At 60.3% G+C, this 15,950-nt stretch carries 10 protein-coding genes, 4 tRNA genes and 1 pseudogene; 5 read left to right on the top strand and 10 right to left on the bottom strand.

Annotated features, from left to right (window positions below):
• Positions 1–265: 265 nt before the first annotated feature.
• From PMI30_RS09705 to PMI30_RS09720, 4 genes are all read right to left on the bottom strand, one after another.
• Positions 266–341, bottom strand: a tRNA-Gly gene (locus PMI30_RS09705).
• Between the two features lie 3 nt (positions 342–344).
• Positions 345–420 (bottom strand) — tRNA-Glu (locus PMI30_RS09710).
• Between the two features lie 104 nt (positions 421–524).
• Positions 525–600 (bottom strand) — tRNA-Gly (locus PMI30_RS09715).
• Positions 601–602: 2 nt separating this feature from the next.
• Positions 603–678 (bottom strand) — tRNA-Glu (locus PMI30_RS09720).
• 393 nt (positions 679–1,071) lie between these two features.
• Here PMI30_RS09720 and PMI30_RS09725 point away from each other — a divergent pair.
• Positions 1,072–1,830: a hypothetical protein gene (locus tag PMI30_RS09725; RefSeq protein WP_032835757.1), complete on the top strand. Its 759-nt coding sequence runs from the start codon at positions 1,072–1,074 to the stop codon at positions 1,828–1,830.
• Positions 1,831–1,997: 167 nt separating this feature from the next.
• On the opposite strand, the gene PMI30_RS32180 is transcribed toward PMI30_RS09725, so the two are convergent.
• The 4 genes and pseudogenes from PMI30_RS32180 to PMI30_RS09740 form a co-directional block, all read right to left on the bottom strand.
• On the bottom strand, positions 1,998–2,702 hold the full coding sequence (locus tag PMI30_RS32180) for a methyl-accepting chemotaxis protein (RefSeq protein ID WP_370694696.1): 705 nt from the start codon (positions 2,700–2,702) through the stop codon (positions 1,998–2,000).
• Between the two features lie 204 nt (positions 2,703–2,906).
• Positions 2,907–3,083 (bottom strand): annotated as a pseudogene (locus PMI30_RS32175) (HAMP domain-containing protein); the annotation flags it as partial.
• Positions 3,084–4,130: 1,047 nt separating this feature from the next.
• The gene (locus tag PMI30_RS09735; RefSeq protein ID WP_008011692.1) at positions 4,131–5,504 is read right to left on the bottom strand and encodes an aminotransferase-like domain-containing protein; all 1,374 of its coding nucleotides are present in this window, start codon (positions 5,502–5,504) and stop codon (positions 4,131–4,133) included.
• A gap of 343 nt (positions 5,505–5,847) precedes the next feature.
• Positions 5,848–6,609 (bottom strand): SDR family oxidoreductase, encoded by a 762-nt coding sequence (locus PMI30_RS09740; protein ID WP_008011690.1) that lies wholly within the window; start codon positions 6,607–6,609, stop codon positions 5,848–5,850.
• A 236-nt stretch (positions 6,610–6,845) separates the two neighbouring features.
• Between PMI30_RS09740 and PMI30_RS09745 the strand changes: the two genes are divergently transcribed.
• Positions 6,846–7,850: an NADP-dependent oxidoreductase gene (locus PMI30_RS09745; RefSeq protein ID WP_008011687.1), complete on the top strand. Its 1,005-nt coding sequence runs from the start codon at positions 6,846–6,848 to the stop codon at positions 7,848–7,850.
• A 139-nt stretch (positions 7,851–7,989) separates the two neighbouring features.
• Here PMI30_RS09745 and pyrF read toward each other — a convergent pair whose 3' ends face one another.
• On the bottom strand, positions 7,990–8,688 hold the full coding sequence (gene pyrF / locus PMI30_RS09750) for an orotidine-5'-phosphate decarboxylase (RefSeq protein ID WP_008011684.1): 699 nt from the start codon (positions 8,686–8,688) through the stop codon (positions 7,990–7,992).
• A 292-nt stretch (positions 8,689–8,980) separates the two neighbouring features.
• On the opposite strand from pyrF, the gene PMI30_RS09755 reads away from it, so the two are divergent.
• From PMI30_RS09755 to xopAW, 3 genes are all read left to right on the top strand, one after another.
• The gene (locus PMI30_RS09755; RefSeq protein ID WP_032835756.1) at positions 8,981–9,739 is read left to right on the top strand and encodes a response regulator; all 759 of its coding nucleotides are present in this window, start codon (positions 8,981–8,983) and stop codon (positions 9,737–9,739) included.
• On the top strand, positions 9,739–10,791 hold the full coding sequence (locus PMI30_RS09760; RefSeq protein WP_008011682.1) for a sensor histidine kinase: 1,053 nt from the start codon (positions 9,739–9,741) through the stop codon (positions 10,789–10,791). The genes PMI30_RS09755 and PMI30_RS09760 overlap by 1 nt, the downstream gene beginning before the upstream one ends.
• A 232-nt stretch (positions 10,792–11,023) precedes the next feature.
• Positions 11,024–11,875 carry a XopAW family type III secretion system calcium-binding effector gene (gene xopAW, locus PMI30_RS09765; protein WP_008011680.1) on the top strand — a complete coding sequence of 284 codons (852 nt, stop codon included), beginning with the start codon at positions 11,024–11,026 and terminating at the stop codon, positions 11,873–11,875.
• 353 nt (positions 11,876–12,228) lie between these two features.
• On the opposite strand, the gene PMI30_RS09770 is transcribed toward xopAW, so the two are convergent.
• Positions 12,229–15,950 (bottom strand): beta strand repeat-containing protein (locus tag PMI30_RS09770; RefSeq protein ID WP_008011679.1); only part of this gene is annotated, 3,722 nt, incomplete at its 5' end.

Below are 15,950 nucleotides of genomic sequence, written 5' to 3'. Positions count from 1 at the left end.
AGGCTCGCTCCCACAGGGTTAGTGGTTGTCCACAAAATTTGCAGGCAACACAGATCCAATGTGTGTGGGCTTGCTCGCGATAGCAATAGCAATAGCACATCTAGCATCAAGGTGACTGGCGGACCGTCTTCGCGAGCAAGCCCGCTCCCACAGGTTCAGCGCCTTAACTGACTGGCATTACCCGAAGGTTTTTATTCCAATCAATGAAAATGGCAAATAACGCGCATAAAAAAACGCCGCTCAATGAGCGGCGTTTTTTTGAATTTGGAGCGGGAAACGAGACTCGAACTCGCGACCCCGACCTTGGCAAGGTCGTGCTCTACCAACTGAGCTATTCCCGCAAATGGCGTCCCCTAGGGGACTCGAACCCCTGTTACCGCCGTGAAAGGGCGGTGTCCTAGGCCACTAGACGAAGGGGACACGCTGCCCGGAACACATGGTGTGTGTTTCGGTGCCCAGATCCGCATCCGAAGATTTGGTTCTGGTTTCACTCAGCCCTGCCCGAAAGCAAAGCCGTTTAAAACTGGAGCGGGAAACGAGACTCGAACTCGCGACCCCGACCTTGGCAAGGTCGTGCTCTACCAACTGAGCTATTCCCGCATTGGCGTCCCCTAGGGGACTCGAACCCCTGTTACCGCCGTGAAAGGGCGGTGTCCTAGGCCACTAGACGAAGGGGACACACGTACAACATTCACTCCCTACCGCGTTTCGCTGTGTGCTTTACGCTGTAAGTGGCGCGCATTCTATGGATGGATTGAGGGGTCGTCAACCCCCAGATATAAATTTATTTAAATCAATGACTTCGCCCTGCTTTCAGCAGCGATTCAGGCTTTTCCGTCGCCTGACCTTTGGCGCCTATATTCTGGCATCCAGCAAGGCGCTATAGTCCACGCCGGGATGATGGCAATGTGCACCTCGCACGTTATTTACTTATATATGCAGCAGTACGGCCGATATAAGCAGTGCCATAGCCGATTCAACTCGTCGAGCGGCCCTATGCGCCCAAATGCCAAGCCACTACACTCGACTCGCACGCGAACCCTATAAGAGGTCTTACCGGTGACACCACTCATGATCACCCTGCTAGTCGTAGCCGGGGTCGCACTATTGATCGCCATTGGCTACATGAACCATGTGGTGGAAAACAACAAGCTGGAAAAGGCCCGCACCAAGGTTGAACTCAACGACCGCCTGCGTCGCTGCGGCGAAATCACCGAGACCTTCCCCGGTCAATTGATGACACCGGCGCTCAAGCTGCTGTTGACCCGTCTGGAACTGAACGTCTGCCAGCGCCTGCTGAACCTGGAAAAAACCAACGCCACATTAAAGGCACGGATTACCGAACTCAGTGCCTTGGTCGCCCAGGGTGAATCGATCCCGGTGAACAACCCGCCGGCACCGATCCAGACCGAAGCCAAGGCCAAAGACGTGCGCTTCCTGCTCGAAGCCATGCATGGCCAGATCACCCGCGCGGCACAGGACGGTTTCCTGCCGCCCAACGAAGCCAAGCGCTGGGTCCGCGAGGTCCGCCACATCCTGGTTCTGCTGCACATCGAATTCTTCAACAACCTGGGGCAGCATTCTCTGCAACAGAACCAGCCCGGCCAGGCTCGCCTTGCCTTTGAACGCGGTGTGCAATACCTGCGCAAACAACAGGAACCGCAGCTTTACGCAGAACAGCTGGAATACCTGGAGAAACTCCTGGCCCGCGCCAACGCTCAGGTCATGGACAAGATCGCTCCGGTTGAAGGCGAGGTGAACCAACTGACCGAAGGCCTCAAAGACGTCGAGGCCGATGCCGACTGGAAGAAAAAAGTGATCTACGACTGATCAGAACAAACAACGAAGCCACCGAAAGGTGGCTTTTTTTTGCGCGCCGTTTGCCGACGATGGGCAATGGGGTCTTGAGCCCTAATGCCGGTCAGTTAAGGTGCAGCCCGCTCCCACATGAATTGCGGCGCTTAACTGACTGGCATTAGCCTTGAGCCCTGCATTGCTCAGAGCCTGAAATGCCCCACCATCCCCTTCAGCTCAACCCCCAACTGCGCCAACTCAATACTCGACGCCGCATTGCCCCGCATCGCCAACGACGACTGATCCGCACTGGCGCGAATACTGGTGACACTGCGATTGATCTCCTCGGCCACTGAACTCTGCTCTTCCGCAGCCGCTGCAATCTGCTGGTTCATCTGTTGAATCAACGACACCGCTGCCGCAATGCTCCCCAATGCGCTCTCGGTCTGCAACGCATCGCTCACTGCCAACTTCACCAACTCGCCACTGTTCTGTATCTGCTGCACCGACGACTGCGCCGCCGAGCGCAAGGCGCTGACCAGCCGTTCGATTTCCTCGGTCGATTGCTGGGTTCGCTTGGCCAGCGCCCGAACTTCATCGGCCACCACCGCAAAGCCCCTGCCCTGCTCGCCGGCCCGCGCCGCCTCGATGGCGGCATTGAGCGCCAACAGGTTGGTCTGCTCGGCGACGCTTTTGATCACGCTGAGCACCGTGCCAATGTTCTGGATTTCCGCACTGAGGCTTTCGATGCTCGAGCTGGCCGAGGTGGCCGAATCCGCCAATTGTTCGATTCGCGCCATGCTTTGACGCACCACCTGCTGACCGCTTTCGACCTTGCCATCGGCAGTCTGCGCCGCTTGGGCGGCCTCTTCCGCGTTACGTGCGACGTCGTGCACCGTGGCGGTCATCTGATTCATTGCGGTGGCGACCTGCTCGGTTTCTTCCTTCTGGCTGCTGACTTCAAGGTTGGTCTGCTCAGTCACCGCCGACAGCGATTGAGCAGAGCTTGCCAGCTGTTCGATACCGGCCTGCAAACCACTGACGATATTGCTGAGCCCCGCGCCCATTTGCTGCATGGCTTGCATCAACTGGCCGATCTCGTCACGCCGGGTCACTTCAATCGTTGCACTCAAATCGCCCGCAGCGATCTGCTGAGCGACACGGATCACACTGCGCAGCGGCGCGACGATCAACCGGGTGATCACCCACGCAGCAATCAGCCCTACCAGCAAGGCCAGTGCCGAGGAACCGATGATCAACAGCGAGTTCTTTTTCAACTCTGCCTGCATCGACAGGTCTTCGGCAACGTAGGCCTGATCCACCCGCGCCACCACTTGAGCGGCGCGCTGGTGAAGTTGCTCGTAGACGATCTTTTCCTGCGCCAATAACCCAGTGTACTCGGCGAGTTTTTCACTGAAGCCGGCGATGTGACCGGACACTTCATTGAGGACAGTCTGGTAACCCTCATCCTTGATCGTGGTTTTCAATTGCCCGGCTTGGGTCAGTGCCTGATCGGCTTGCTCGATCTTGCCCTGCCCGCCGCTGTCGTCGCCCTTGCGGCTCTGGTCCAGGCGTACGCGCGCTTCGTTCATGGCCTGCAACATCAGCCGCGATACCTGACTGACCTGATTGGCCTGCTCGATGAATTGCGCGCCGTCCTTGCCCTCGGATTCCTTCAAGGTATAGGCACCATCATCGGCGAGCCCGGACTGCAGCACGTCCAGGTTATTGGCCACGCTGGATACCGACCAACTGGCCATTTCCAGCGCCAGATCCTTGGCCTGACTCAGCGAGACGAACTCGTCAAAAGCCTTGCGATAAGCCCCCAAAGATTGCTCGACGTCATTCATGACCGGCACGTTGGCCGCTGACTGGGCCTTGAGCTGGGTTGCCAGAGCGATCAGAGCGTCCACCCCGACGCGCAAGGCGTCCGCGGTTTTCGGATTACCGTGCAAGGCGTATTCCTGCTCGAGCAGGCGAACCTTGAGCAAACCACTGTTGAGCGACGACATCTGCTTGAGCCCGTCGAAGCGCTGGCTGATGGTTTGCAGGGACCATACGCCGATGGCCGCCACCAAGGCTGTCAACAGCAGCACCAGTACAAACCCGACACCCAGTTTTTTCGCCATACCGAGGTTGGCAAAACGTCCTTGCACGGCCGAAATCATTGCGCTTAGTCCCCTGCCATTGTCTGTGGATGCAGATTCGCAACGGGCTTGTGCCAACACAAGTCTCTGGCGTCGGAATAATGGCAAAAAGCTACGCCCGCGTCGCTTTCAGAACGCTTGAGGTCGATCCCCAGGGTCTGTTGGCGCTTGGTGACGAACCGCCAAACGTCAACAGACCCTGGCAGTGGCTTGAAAAAATGCCCGGGCGCGAGGATCACAGGCATAGGCAACATTAATGCGCTGCCAGTCATCCGCCTGGCCGCTCGGACTGAACGCCGTCGGGCAAGACAGCAGGACACCAAAACGCCGCGCCTGAGTTCGCACCTGAGCGTAGTCAGACTTGCGCGATCTCGCCCAGATGAACAGGCCACCCGCCGGCTTGCCGAAAACCTCCCACTCCGCGTCTTCGAGCACCTGCAAGGCCGCTTCCCTGCCAGTGCTTAAACGCTGACGCTGACGCTGCACCAATTTGCGATAGGCACCACTGGCCAACAGACAAGCCAGCACCGACTCGCTAAACCCCGAAGCCCCCATGCTGCTGATCATCTTGACCTGCGCCAGTCGCGAAATCACATCGGCGCTGGCCACTACAAAGCCAACCCGCAATGAACTGCTGAGGGTTTTTGAGTAGCTGCCGACGTAGATCACGTTGTCATCGATGCCGAGTGCCGCAAGGCGCGTGCCGGGACCGCTGTGAAAATCAGCATAGACGTCGTCTTCGATCACCAGCGCGCCATGGTTTTTGGCCAGTTGCAAGATCTGCTGAGCCACCCCCGTGGTCATACAGCTGCCAGTGGGATTGTGATAAAAGCTGTTGATGAACAAGCCACGGGGTTTGTACTTCAACAACAATGCCTCAAGTGCTTCGGTATCTGGCCCGCGAGGGGTTCGTGGCACCTCGATCATGCAGACCCCGTGCAGCCTGAGCAAATCGAACAACATCGAATAACCGGGGCTCTCCACCACCACGCAATCGCCCGGTTTGAATAGAGTACGCACAATCAGATCAAGCCCATGACTGGCCCCCGCCGTGGTCAGTATTCGGCTTTCATCCACCTCGATACCCAGCCGTTTCAGTCGTTTGAGGATCTGCTGGCGCAAGGCAGGCAGGCCCAGTGGAGTGCTGTAATTGAACAACCCGGCCATGTCGGTGCGGCTGACCTGGCGTATGGCGTAGCTCAGGTCGTCAGTCTCGCGCCAGCTTTCGGGTAAGCCGCCGCAACCCAGTTTCAGTTCATCGACGAGGCCGCTTTGCCGCTCAACCCCTTCGGACCAGGGAAGATCCCGTTGCCCCTGAACGGCCCCCGTTGCCGCGACAAAGAAACCCGCCCCGTTACGCGTCGCCAGTACACCTTGAGCCACCAGCCGTTCACAGGCCTCGATGACACTGGATTGACTGAGCAGATTTATCCGTGCGATTTGCCGGACGGAAGGCAAACGCATCCCCGGTGACACCTCGCCGCGACGGAGCCAGTCGGCCAATGCGTCGACGATTTGCTGCACGACCGGCACCAATGCCTGTCGATCGATTCTCAACTCCATGAGCAAGCAAACTCCTGTCCGTTTTGCGGGAAACAGTTAATCACAGGAGTGCTCGAGGGGATGTGCGACAACACCGCCAAAACCCTCGGTTCTAACCATTTGAAACACATTGACCGGCGTCTTCACGGAATCAACGCCAATGTGTGTAGTGCTGAGACACCTGTGGCGAGGGGGCTTGCCCCCGTTCGGCTGCGAAGCAGTCGTAAATCCAGACAACTCGGTCTGTCTGGACGGGCGCCGGGGGCCGCTTCGCAACCCAACGGGGGCAAGCCCCCTCGCCACACAAGCCCCCTCGCCACACAAGCCTGCTCCCACACGTTCCGCACCATTGCAGCCTGAAAGGTTAAAACGCCGTGACCCCACCATCCACCGCCAGCGAATGACCGGTGGTGAATGCCGCGCCGTCGCTGCACAGGTACAGCACCGCGCTGGCAATTTCTTCGACTTTGCCAATTCGCCCGACCGGGTGCATGGCGTTGGCGAACTCGCCCTTCTTCGGGTCCGCTTCATAGGCACGACGGAACATGTCGGTGTCGATCACCGCCGGACACACCGCATTCACACGAATCTTTTTCTTGGCGTATTCGATGGCCGCCGATTTGGTCAGGCCGATCACCGCGTGTTTCGAGGCGGCGTAGATGCTCATCTTCGGCGCAGCGCCCAGGCCGGCGACCGAAGCGGTGTTGACGATTGCGCCGCCGCCTTGGGCCAGCAGCAACGGCAACTGATACTTCATGCACAGCCAGACGCCTTTGACGTTGACGCCCATGATCGCGTCGAACTCATCGACCGTGCCGTCGGCCAGTTTGCCTTTCTCGATTTCGATGCCGGCATTGTTGAAGGCATAGTCGAGACGGCCGTAGGTATTCACCACCTCGTCCATCAGATTTTTTACATCGCTTTCCACCGTGACGTTGCAGCGCACGAAGGTCGCTTCACCGCCCGCGGTGCGAATCAGCGCCACAGTGCCTTCACCACCGGCCGCGTCCAGGTCGGCGACCACCACTTTCAAACCTTCAGCAGCGAACGCCAAAGCGGTCGCGCGGCCAATACCATTGGCCGCGCCCGTCACAACGGCGACCTGGCCGGAAAACGTCATGCTCATTGTTATGTCCTCGGAGGGAAGAATGCGGGGGATCGCGTGTGCCCAGTCTAGGCACAGGGGCCTGGGGCAAGGCAGCACTATCAAAAGGCCGGTTGGGCACCCATGAGTTGCAGTGATAGAACTGCCGCCCTGACTATCACTGCACTGGATCGATGTGCATTCGCAGCGTCAGCCAACCTTGCAGCATGGCCAATGAAGGTCTATCAACAAGACTTCATTCATCTTGAGTGCCTGTCATGACTACCCAGACCAATCGCCAGTTCCTGCTCGCCAAACGTCCCGTGGGGGCGGCCACCCGTGAGACGTTCACCTATCAGGAAGTACCGGTCGGTACGCCTGCGACGGGTCAGATCCTGGTCAAGAACGAATACCTGTCCCTGGACCCGGCCATGCGTGGCTGGATGAACGAGGGCAAGTCCTACATTCCTCCGGTCGGCATTGGCGAAGTCATGCGTGCGTTGGGCGTAGGCAAAGTCATCGCCTCGAACAATCCGGGGTTTGCCGTGGGGGACTACGTCAACGGCGCCCTCGGTGTGCAGGATTACTTCCTCGGTGAGCCACGAGGTTTCTATAAAGTCGATCCGAAACTGGCACCGCTGCCGCGCTATTTATCCGCGCTGGGCATGACCGGGATGACCGCCTACTTCGCCCTGCTTGATGTCGGCGCGCCGAAAGCCGGCGACACCGTGGTGCTGTCAGGCGCGGCCGGGGCGGTGGGCAGCATCGCCGGGCAGATCGCCAAGATCAAAGGCTGCCGGGTGGTCGGCATTGCCGGCGGCGCGGACAAGTGCAAATTCCTGATCGATGAACTGGGTTTTGACGGTGCCATCGACTACAAAAACGAAGATGTACACGCGGGCCTCAAGCGCGAGTGCCCGAAAGGCGTCGACGTGTATTTCGATAACGTCGGCGGCGATATTCTCGATGCCGTGCTGAGCCGACTGAACATGAAGGCGCGGGTGGTGATTTGCGGTGCCATCAGCCAGTACAACAACAAGGAAGCGGTCAAAGGCCCGGCCAATTACCTGTCGTTGCTGGTCAACCGCGCGCGGATGGAAGGCTTTGTGGTGATGGATTACGCCGCACAGTTCGGCGCGGCCGGGCAGGAGATGGCCGGCTGGATGGCCAAGGGGCAGCTCAAGAGCAAGGAAGATATCGTTGAAGGACTGGAAGCATTCCCGGAGACGCTGATGAAATTGTTCAGCGGCGAGAATTTCGGGAAGTTGGTGTTGAAGGTTTAACCCATACCCTGAAATGACCACAAAACCAATGTGGGAGCGAGCCTGCTCGCGATAGCGGTGGATTAGCCAACATTAATGTCGACTGACACTCCCTCATCGCGAGCAGGCTCGCTCCCACATTTTGATCTTCAGCGTTTGATTAAGCGAGTTCGGCCACTACCGCCGCCAACGCCTTCGCCGGATCCGCCGCCTGGCTGATCGGACGACCGATCACCAGGTAGTCGGAACCCGCTTCCAGCGCCTGGCGCGGGGTCAGAATGCGGCGCTGATCGTCCTGGGCGCTGCCCGCCGGACGAATCCCCGGGGTCACCAGTTGCAGCGACGGGTGCGCGGTTTTCAGGGCCCGGGCTTCCAGGGCCGAGCAGACCAGACCGTCCATCCCGGCTTTTTCCGCCAGCGCGGCCAGGCGCAGCACCTGCTCCTGTGGTTCGATGTCCAGACCGATACCCGCCAGATCCTCACGTTCCATGCTGGTCAGCACGGTCACGCCGATCAGCAGCGGTTTCGGGCCGCTGCGCTGATCGAGCACTTCACGGCAGGCGGCCATCATGCGCAAACCGCCGGAGCAGTGCACGTTGACCATCCACACGCCCATTTCCGCGGCAGCCTTGACGGCCATGGCGGTGGTGTTCGGAATGTCGTGGAACTTGAGGTCCAGGAACACTTCGAAGCCTTTGTCGCGCAAGGTGCCGACGATTTCCGAGGCGCAACTGGTGAACAGTTCTTTACCGACTTTGACCCGGCACAGCTTCGGGTCCAGCTGATCGGCCAGCTTCAGTGCGGCGTCACGGGTAGGGAAATCCAGGGCGACGATGATAGGCGTCTGGCAGGCGGACATGAGTGGGCTCTCAGGCAAGTCGAAATCGGCGCGCATTGTAGCGGAACCAGCGCCGCTGCGGGACCCGATGATCGGTAATTCGTCGTCGCGGCCAAGACAAGACTAGCTTCTGCGGCAATTGTGTCGAGTTCGGTACACACACGACACGCCCACAACACCCTTCAACGCTACCCTCGGCAGCCGCAACAGGTCCTACAGCACTTCCCGCCTCACGGCCGGACGCTTATGCTGAAGCCACAACCTCGCAGCCTATCTTTGTGGTTGGCAGCCTATCTGGCAGATGAACGCACGCATGCACAACTCCCCAGCACCTCTGAACGACGATCAAAAAGCGCCGGCCGACGATAAACGCTGGAGCATTCGCGCCCTGATCGTAGACGATGACGTCCCGATCCGAGAACTGATGATCGACTACCTGGCCCGGTTCAATATCCACGCCAGCGGTGTCACCGATGGCGCCGCCATGCGTCAGGCGCTGCAAGCCGAGCATTTCGATGTGGTGGTGCTCGACCTGATGCTGCCCGGCGAAGACGGCTTGTCGTTGTGCCGCTGGTTGCGCGCCGAATCGGACATCCCGATCCTGATGCTCACCGCCCGCTGCGAACCCACCGACCGGATCATCGGCCTGGAACTGGGTGCCGACGACTACATGGCCAAGCCATTCGAGCCACGTGAGCTGGTCGCACGGATTCAGACCATTCTGCGTCGGGTGCGCGACGACCGCACCGAACAGCGTGCGAATGTTCGCTTCGACAACTGGCGCCTCAATAGCGTGCTGCGCCAGTTGATCGCCGCCGATGGCCTGGTGGTGCCGCTGTCCAACGCCGAATTCCGTTTGCTCTGGGTGTTCATCGAACGTCCGCGCCGGGTACTCAGCCGCGAACAACTGCTGGACGCCGCCCGTGGTCGCTCGATCGAAGCGTTTGATCGCAGCATCGATTTGCTCGTCTCGCGCCTGCGCCAGAAACTGGGGGACGATCCGAAAGCGCCACAACTGATCAAGACCGTTCGCGGCGAGGGTTACCTGTTCGACGCACGAGACATCGGCTGATGCGTGCGCGCTTCGATACGCTGTTCGGCCGCCTGTTTGGCGTGCTGCTGCTGGCGATCGTACTCGCGCACCTGTTGGCGTTCCTCTGGTTCAAGCATTACGGTCCACCGCCTCCCCCTCCTCCTCCGCCGGAATTTTCCGAGCGCTTCGACGGACAACGCCCACCACCGGACCCGCGCTTCGGCAACCGGCCGCCACGGCCGTGGTTCGGCGGGCCGCTGGTGCCGCTGACCTTTCAGTTTGTCTCGCTGATCATCGCCGCCTGGTACGGCGCCAAGCTACTGACCCGCCCGATTCAACGCCTGAGCGACGCCGCCGAGCGCCTGAGTGAAAATCTCGACAGCCCGCCGCTGGATGAGTCGGGGCCACGGGAAGCGCGGCAAGCGGCCCACACCTTCAATCTGATGCAGCAACGCATTCTTGAACAGATGCAGCAGCGCTCGCGGATGCTTGGCGCGGTGTCCCATGACCTGCGCACGCCGCTGTCGCGACTCAAGCTACGGCTGGAGAAGATCGATGACGACAAGCTGCAAGGCCAGATGCGTCAGGACCTGGACGACATGATCGGCATGCTCGATTCCACCCTCACCTACCTGCACGAACAGCGCACCAGCGAGGCGCCACAATGGATGGACGTGCAAGCGCTGGTGGAATCCCTGAGCGAAAACGCCCAGGACCAGGGCGCCAACGTCCAGGCCAGCGGCCATTGCGCGCCGTTGCAGGTTCAGCCGATGGCCTTGCGCTCGTGCATCAATAACCTGCTGGACAACGCCTTGCGTTATGCCGGCGACGCCCTGATCACCCTTGAGGACAGCCGCGAGGAACTGCTGATCCGGGTCATCGACCACGGCCCGGGTATCGCGGCGGATAAACGTGAAGCGGTGTTTGAACCGTTCTTTCGCCTGGAAGGTTCGCGTAATCGCAACTCCGGCGGCGTCGGTCTGGGCATGACCATCGCCCGGGAAGCCGCGGAGCGTCTGGGTGGGCAGTTGAGCCTGGAAGAGACCTCCGGAGGAGGCCTGACAGCGGTCATCCGCCTGCCCCGCCTCTAAATCACACACAAAATCCAATGTGGGAGCGAGCCTGCTCGCGATAGCGGTGTGTCAGCCGCATTGATTTTGAATGTACTGCCGTCATCGCGAGCAGGCTCGCTCCCACAGGGTCCGGGTCTGATCGGACAAGTGTGTGTACCAATCGGTACAAATCCCACATACCCACGACAACTTGCCCCTTGAGGCTGGATAAGCCGGTGTACCCACCGGTTTCCAATAAGGAGTGAGCCTAATGATCGGTAGTATCAGCAGTAACTACACGAGCTATACCAGCACCAGCAGCACCTCCACCAACAGTGCCCGCGGCCAGCAATTCCAGAAAGAATTGCTCGCCAAACTCGATAGCAACAGCGACGGCGCGGTGGATCAGGACGAGCTCACGAGCGCCCTGTCGCAGAAAACCGACGACGGTCTGCTGGTCAGCCTGAGCAAGAACTTCAGCGACCTGGACAGCGACGAAAGCGGCAGCCTGAGCAGTGAGGAAATGGCCGCGATGGCCCCTCCACCGCCACCGCAGCATGATCAGGCGCCGAGCACCGAACTGGCCGACGCGCTGATCAGCGCTCTGGACACTGACGGCGACGGCGCCATCAGCAGCGATGAACTGAGCAGCGGCCTGAGCAATGCCGGCAGCACCGCCGACAGCACGGAAATCTTTTCGGCCCTGGACAAGAACGAAGACGGCACCGTCAGCCAGGACGAACTTGTCGCCAGCCTGACCCCGCCGCCACCGCCACCCCAGCAGATGTCCAGCGAAGAGCTGTTCAGCCAGCTCGATACCGACAGCGACGGCAGTGTCACCGCCACCGAACTGAGCAGCGCCCTGGCCAGCGACAGCACCTCGTCGACCAGCACCGACACCAGCGCCGCACTGCTCAAGATCCTGGACAGCGACAGCAGCGGTGGCGTCAGCAGCGATGAACTGAAAACCGCCCTGCAAGCCGGCCGCGAGCAGAGCACTGACAGCTCCACCAATCAGTTCAACGTGACCGAAGCGCTGAACAAAATGATCGCCAACCTGAGCAAGCAGTACTCGCTCGACAACGTGGCGACCGTGGGCAAATACCTGAACGAGGCGACCTGAGTCAAAAGCTTCGCGGGCAAGCCTCGCTCCTACGGATGTGCTGGGACACTGATGCAACGTACCGTAGGAGCGAGGCTTGCCCGCGAAGAGGCCCTAAGCCCCAACAAAAAAACCGGGGCCGGATATCCTGAATCCAGGCTTGGCTCTTTTGCTTCAGGGACATAGGGTTGGTAGATCAAAAGATCGCAGCCTTCGGCAGCTCCTACGGGGGATTGTGCTCAACCGCGATAGGGCGGTGAACACCGAATCTGTAGGAGCTGCCGAAGGCTGCGATCTGTTGATCGTTCAAAACCCCAAACAACAAAAAGCCCACCATTTCTTTCCAAAGAAATGGCGGGTTTTGTACTTTCAACTCACACCGTATCCACCTTCAACGAATGATCATTGAGCATGCCGTTGATGATCGTCGCCGTATCGTGACCGCCAGCAATCACACCACCCGCTCCCGGTGTGACGCCGTAGTGGCTGGCCAGGTTCACGCCGGCTAGGTCGATGGTCTGGCTCGGCGTGGCGCCGGCCATGGTGCTGACGTCGATGCTGGTGATCACCGACGCTCCGCTGCCGGTGACTTTGAAGTGCAGGTAGTCATCCAGCGACGCCGCGCTGCCGTTTTCCCCTTGCAGCAGTTGTGACAGGTCGAGTTTGTCGGTGCCTGGGGTGAAGTCGGTGATGACGTCGTGGCCGCTGTTGCCTTTGAGCCACTGGAAGGCGTCAGCGCCGCTGCCGCCGGTGAGGGTGTTATTGCCCAGACCTCCGATCAGGAAGTCATCGCCGCCCCCGCCGTTGAGCGCATCGTTACCCAAACCGCCGTTGATGATGTTGCTGTTGTTGTCACCCATGAGGCTGTCGTTGAAGTTTGAGCCGGTGAGGTTTTCGATGCCGGTCAGGGTGTCGGTGCCTGCGCCGAGGGTGTTTTGCGCGGTGAGCTGGCTCAGGTTGACGGTAACTCCGGCGGTGGCGTGGGCGTAGCTCGCGGTGTCGTTGCCGGTGCCGCCATCGAGCAGGTCGTTGCCCGCGCCGCTGAACAGCAAGTCATTGCCGGCGCCGCCATGCATTTCGTTGTTGCCTGAACCTGCGGTGAGTACGTCGTTGCCGTCGCCGGCATTGATGACGTTGTTGCCAGCCCCCGCCACCAGTACGTCGTCTCCCGAGGTGCCAGTCAGCGTATGGCCATCCTGATAGCTGATGGTCACATTGGCCGAATCGCTGCCGCCATGGTTGTCGTTGACGGTGTAGGTGCCATGGAAATCCGGGGTGCTGTCATGAGCCCCGGCGTAGTTGACGGTCATGGTCAACTGGTAGTTTTCCGAGCCCTTCCCGCTGTTGCCCGGACCACCGTCGTCGATGTTGGTGATGTGGATCTGGTACGTGCCGTCCGCCGAGGCGGTGATGGTCTGGCCGTCAGCGATGGCAATGTAAGCACCGCCGTTGACCGAGTACTCCATGGTGATGTGGCCGGCCGCCAGGTTGTGGTCCAGGTTGAGGGTTTCACCCTGCTTGAGGTTGACGGTGATCTGGTCCTCGTCGTTGGTATTGTTGTTGCTGACCGACCCCAATGCCCCGCTGACCACCAGCACCGCGGTCATGGCTGCGGTGTTGGCGACGAATGCGCTACGGGCGATGGTCACTGCCTGGTTATTTCCGGTGAAGCTGAAGTTCGAGTTGGTGCCGGTGAAGTCCGCGCCCTTGACCACCCACCCGGTGTTGAAGGTGGTTGGCGAAGCGGTGAGCGCGTCGCCATTCACGTCGCTGTCGTTGGCCAGCAGCAGTTCGCCCGGCACCGCAATGCTGCCCGACAGCACGTTGGTGATGACGTGGTCATCAACCGCCACCGGTGGCGTGTTCGGAATCACGTTGATCACCAGCGTGGAGTTGGCCAGATCACCGTCGTTGTCGCTGGCGGTGAAGCTGATGTTTTCGGTGATCGTCACGGCCGTGGTTTTCTGCGAGAGGTAGGTGTACTCGCCGGTGTCGAGGTTCACCAGCAGCGTGCCGCTGTTGTCGGTGGCGATGCTCAAGGTGTTGTTGGCGGTGTTGAAGGTGCCGTGGTTGACGCCGCCGCTGAAGATCAGCGAACCCTGATTGCTGTTGCCTTTGGGGTCATAGGTATAAGTGGTGCCATCGACGGTGATGGTTTTGATGAAGCCGCCATCGGCGCCGAACGTACCGCCATCGCCCTCGCCCAGCAGCAAGCCGGTGACCGGCGCGCCTTGCACGGTGCCCGAGAGTACCGAGTTGAGTTGATTGAGGTCGGTCACTGCCACGGCATTGGTGTCGGTGTGCGTGCTGCCGTCATAGGCCACTGGATCGAGGCTGTCATTACTGACGCCGCTGCCCAGGCCGATGGCGTAGTTTTTGATGCCATTGGCGTCGAGGAAGGCTTTGAGCGCGGCCTCGTCCGCGGTGCCGATGTCGCCTTCGTTGGGTTTGCCATCGGAGAAAAAGTAGCCGACGTTCTGCGCCCCGGTGAGTTTGCCCGAGGTGTTGAACGCGGTTTGCATGGTCGCCACGGCCGCGTCGTAGTTGGTGCCGCCGCCCGCGCTGAGACCGGCGATAAGCGACTTGGCGGTCGCCACATCGACCCAGATCGACGTCTGGTCCGTGGCGCTACTGCTGAAGGTGACGACCTGCACTTTCACATCGCCCAGATTGTCGTACTTGTCGAGCAGTGCGCTGATCGCCTGTTTGGCCAGCTCCAGTCGCGACAGGCCCGATACACCGGAGGGATCGTCCATGCTTCCGGACACGTCGATCACCAGCAGCAGGTTGGAGTCGATCTGCACCGCGGGCACCGAACGGGCCGAGGCGACGGCGTTAGACGGCACGTCATCGACGATGCTGACCACAAGGGTGCCGGTGGTGCTGTTGCCCACCGAATCGGTGGCGGTGTAGGTGAAGCTTTCGTTCAGGGTGTTCGCGCCGTCGTTGGCGGAGGGCGAAGTTTTCGGCGCCGAGGTCAGGGTGTAGGTGTAGCTGCCATCGGGGTTGAGCAGGATCTGCCCGTAGGTTCCGGTGGCGCTGCCGACCAGGGTGTAAGTGATTGCGCCGCTGGCGCCGGTGACCGCACCGACCAGCGTACCGGAGCCGGTTTCACCGGTGTGGCCAGGCTCGCTGCCGGTGACCGTGCCCGCTGCCAGGTCTTGGCCGTCCTTGGTCAAATCCAGGGCTTTTTCGTAGACGGTCACGTCGGTATCGGGGACCGTTACGAGGCAGCTGTTGTGGACGTCGATGGTCAGGGTGGTGGTGCTTTCATCGCCATCGGCATCGCGCACGGTGTAAGTGAATACATCCGTGGCGCCCGGCTCGCCGACCGAGTTCGGGTTGCTGTGGTACACGGCGTTGCCGTTGGCATCCAGCGTCAGGTAGCCGTAGGTGCCGTTGATTTGGCTGTTCAAGCCGCCGATGGCCGAGGTCGAGGTGTCACTGCCGGCGCGCACACCGACCACTGCACCGCCCAATGCCGGGCCGTCAGCACCGAGCACATCGTTGTCCAGTACATTACCGCTGACTGTCCCGCCCTCTGCCACCGAGACTGAATCGCAGTGCGCAGTCGGCACGTCATCGACGATGTTGATCACGATGGTACTGGTGACGCTGTTGCCCAGAGAATCGGTGGCCTGATAGGTGAAACTTTCGCTCAGGGTATTCGGCCCGTCGTTGGCATGGGGCGTGGTCGCTGGTGCCGACGTCAGGGTGTAGGTGTAACTGCCATCCGGGTTGAGCAGGATTTGCCCGTAGGTGCCAGTGGGGTTACCGACCAACGCGTAAGTGATCGCGCCAGTGGCGCCGGTGATGGAACCGACCAGCGTGCCCGAAGCGGTTTCACCCGTGTTGCCTGGGTCGCTGCCGGTGACCGTGCCCGCCGCCAGGTCCTGGCCATCCTTGGTCAAATCCAGCGCTTTCTCCTGAACCGTCACGTCGGTATCGGGAGCCACTACGAGGGAGCAGTTGGACACGTCGACGGTGATGGTCGTGGTGCTTTCATCGCCATCGGCATCGCGCACGGTGTAGGTGAATACATCCGTGGCGCCCGGCGCGCCGACCGAGTTCGGATTGCTGTGGTACACGGCGTTGC

The sequence above is a fragment of the Pseudomonas sp. GM50 genome, assembly GCF_000282375.1.
Classification (GTDB): Bacteria; Pseudomonadota; Gammaproteobacteria; order Pseudomonadales; family Pseudomonadaceae; genus Aquipseudomonas.
This window is presented reverse-complemented; position numbering and strand designations above follow the sequence as displayed.

Coding starts and splice junctions, on each gene's coding strand:
- PMI30_RS09740 (WP_008011690.1), bottom strand. CDS start 6,609: ATGAGCATGACGTTTTCCGGCCAGGTCGCCGTTGTGACGGGCGCGGCC.
- PMI30_RS09725 (WP_032835757.1), top strand. CDS start 1,072: ATGATCACCCTGCTAGTCGTAGCCGGGGTCGCACTATTGATCGCCATT.
- xopAW (WP_008011680.1), top strand. CDS start 11,024: ATGATCGGTAGTATCAGCAGTAACTACACGAGCTATACCAGCACCAGC.
- pyrF (WP_008011684.1), bottom strand. CDS start 8,688: ATGTCCGCCTGCCAGACGCCTATCATCGTCGCCCTGGATTTCCCTACC.
- PMI30_RS09755 (WP_032835756.1), top strand. CDS start 8,981: ATGCACAACTCCCCAGCACCTCTGAACGACGATCAAAAAGCGCCGGCC.
- PMI30_RS09735 (WP_008011692.1), bottom strand. CDS start 5,504: ATGGAGTTGAGAATCGATCGACAGGCATTGGTGCCGGTCGTGCAGCAA.
- PMI30_RS09745 (WP_008011687.1), top strand. CDS start 6,846: ATGACTACCCAGACCAATCGCCAGTTCCTGCTCGCCAAACGTCCCGTG.
- PMI30_RS09760 (WP_008011682.1), top strand. CDS start 9,739: ATGCGTGCGCGCTTCGATACGCTGTTCGGCCGCCTGTTTGGCGTGCTG.
- PMI30_RS32180 (WP_370694696.1), bottom strand. CDS start 2,702: ATGACCGCCACGGTGCACGACGTCGCACGTAACGCGGAAGAGGCCGCC.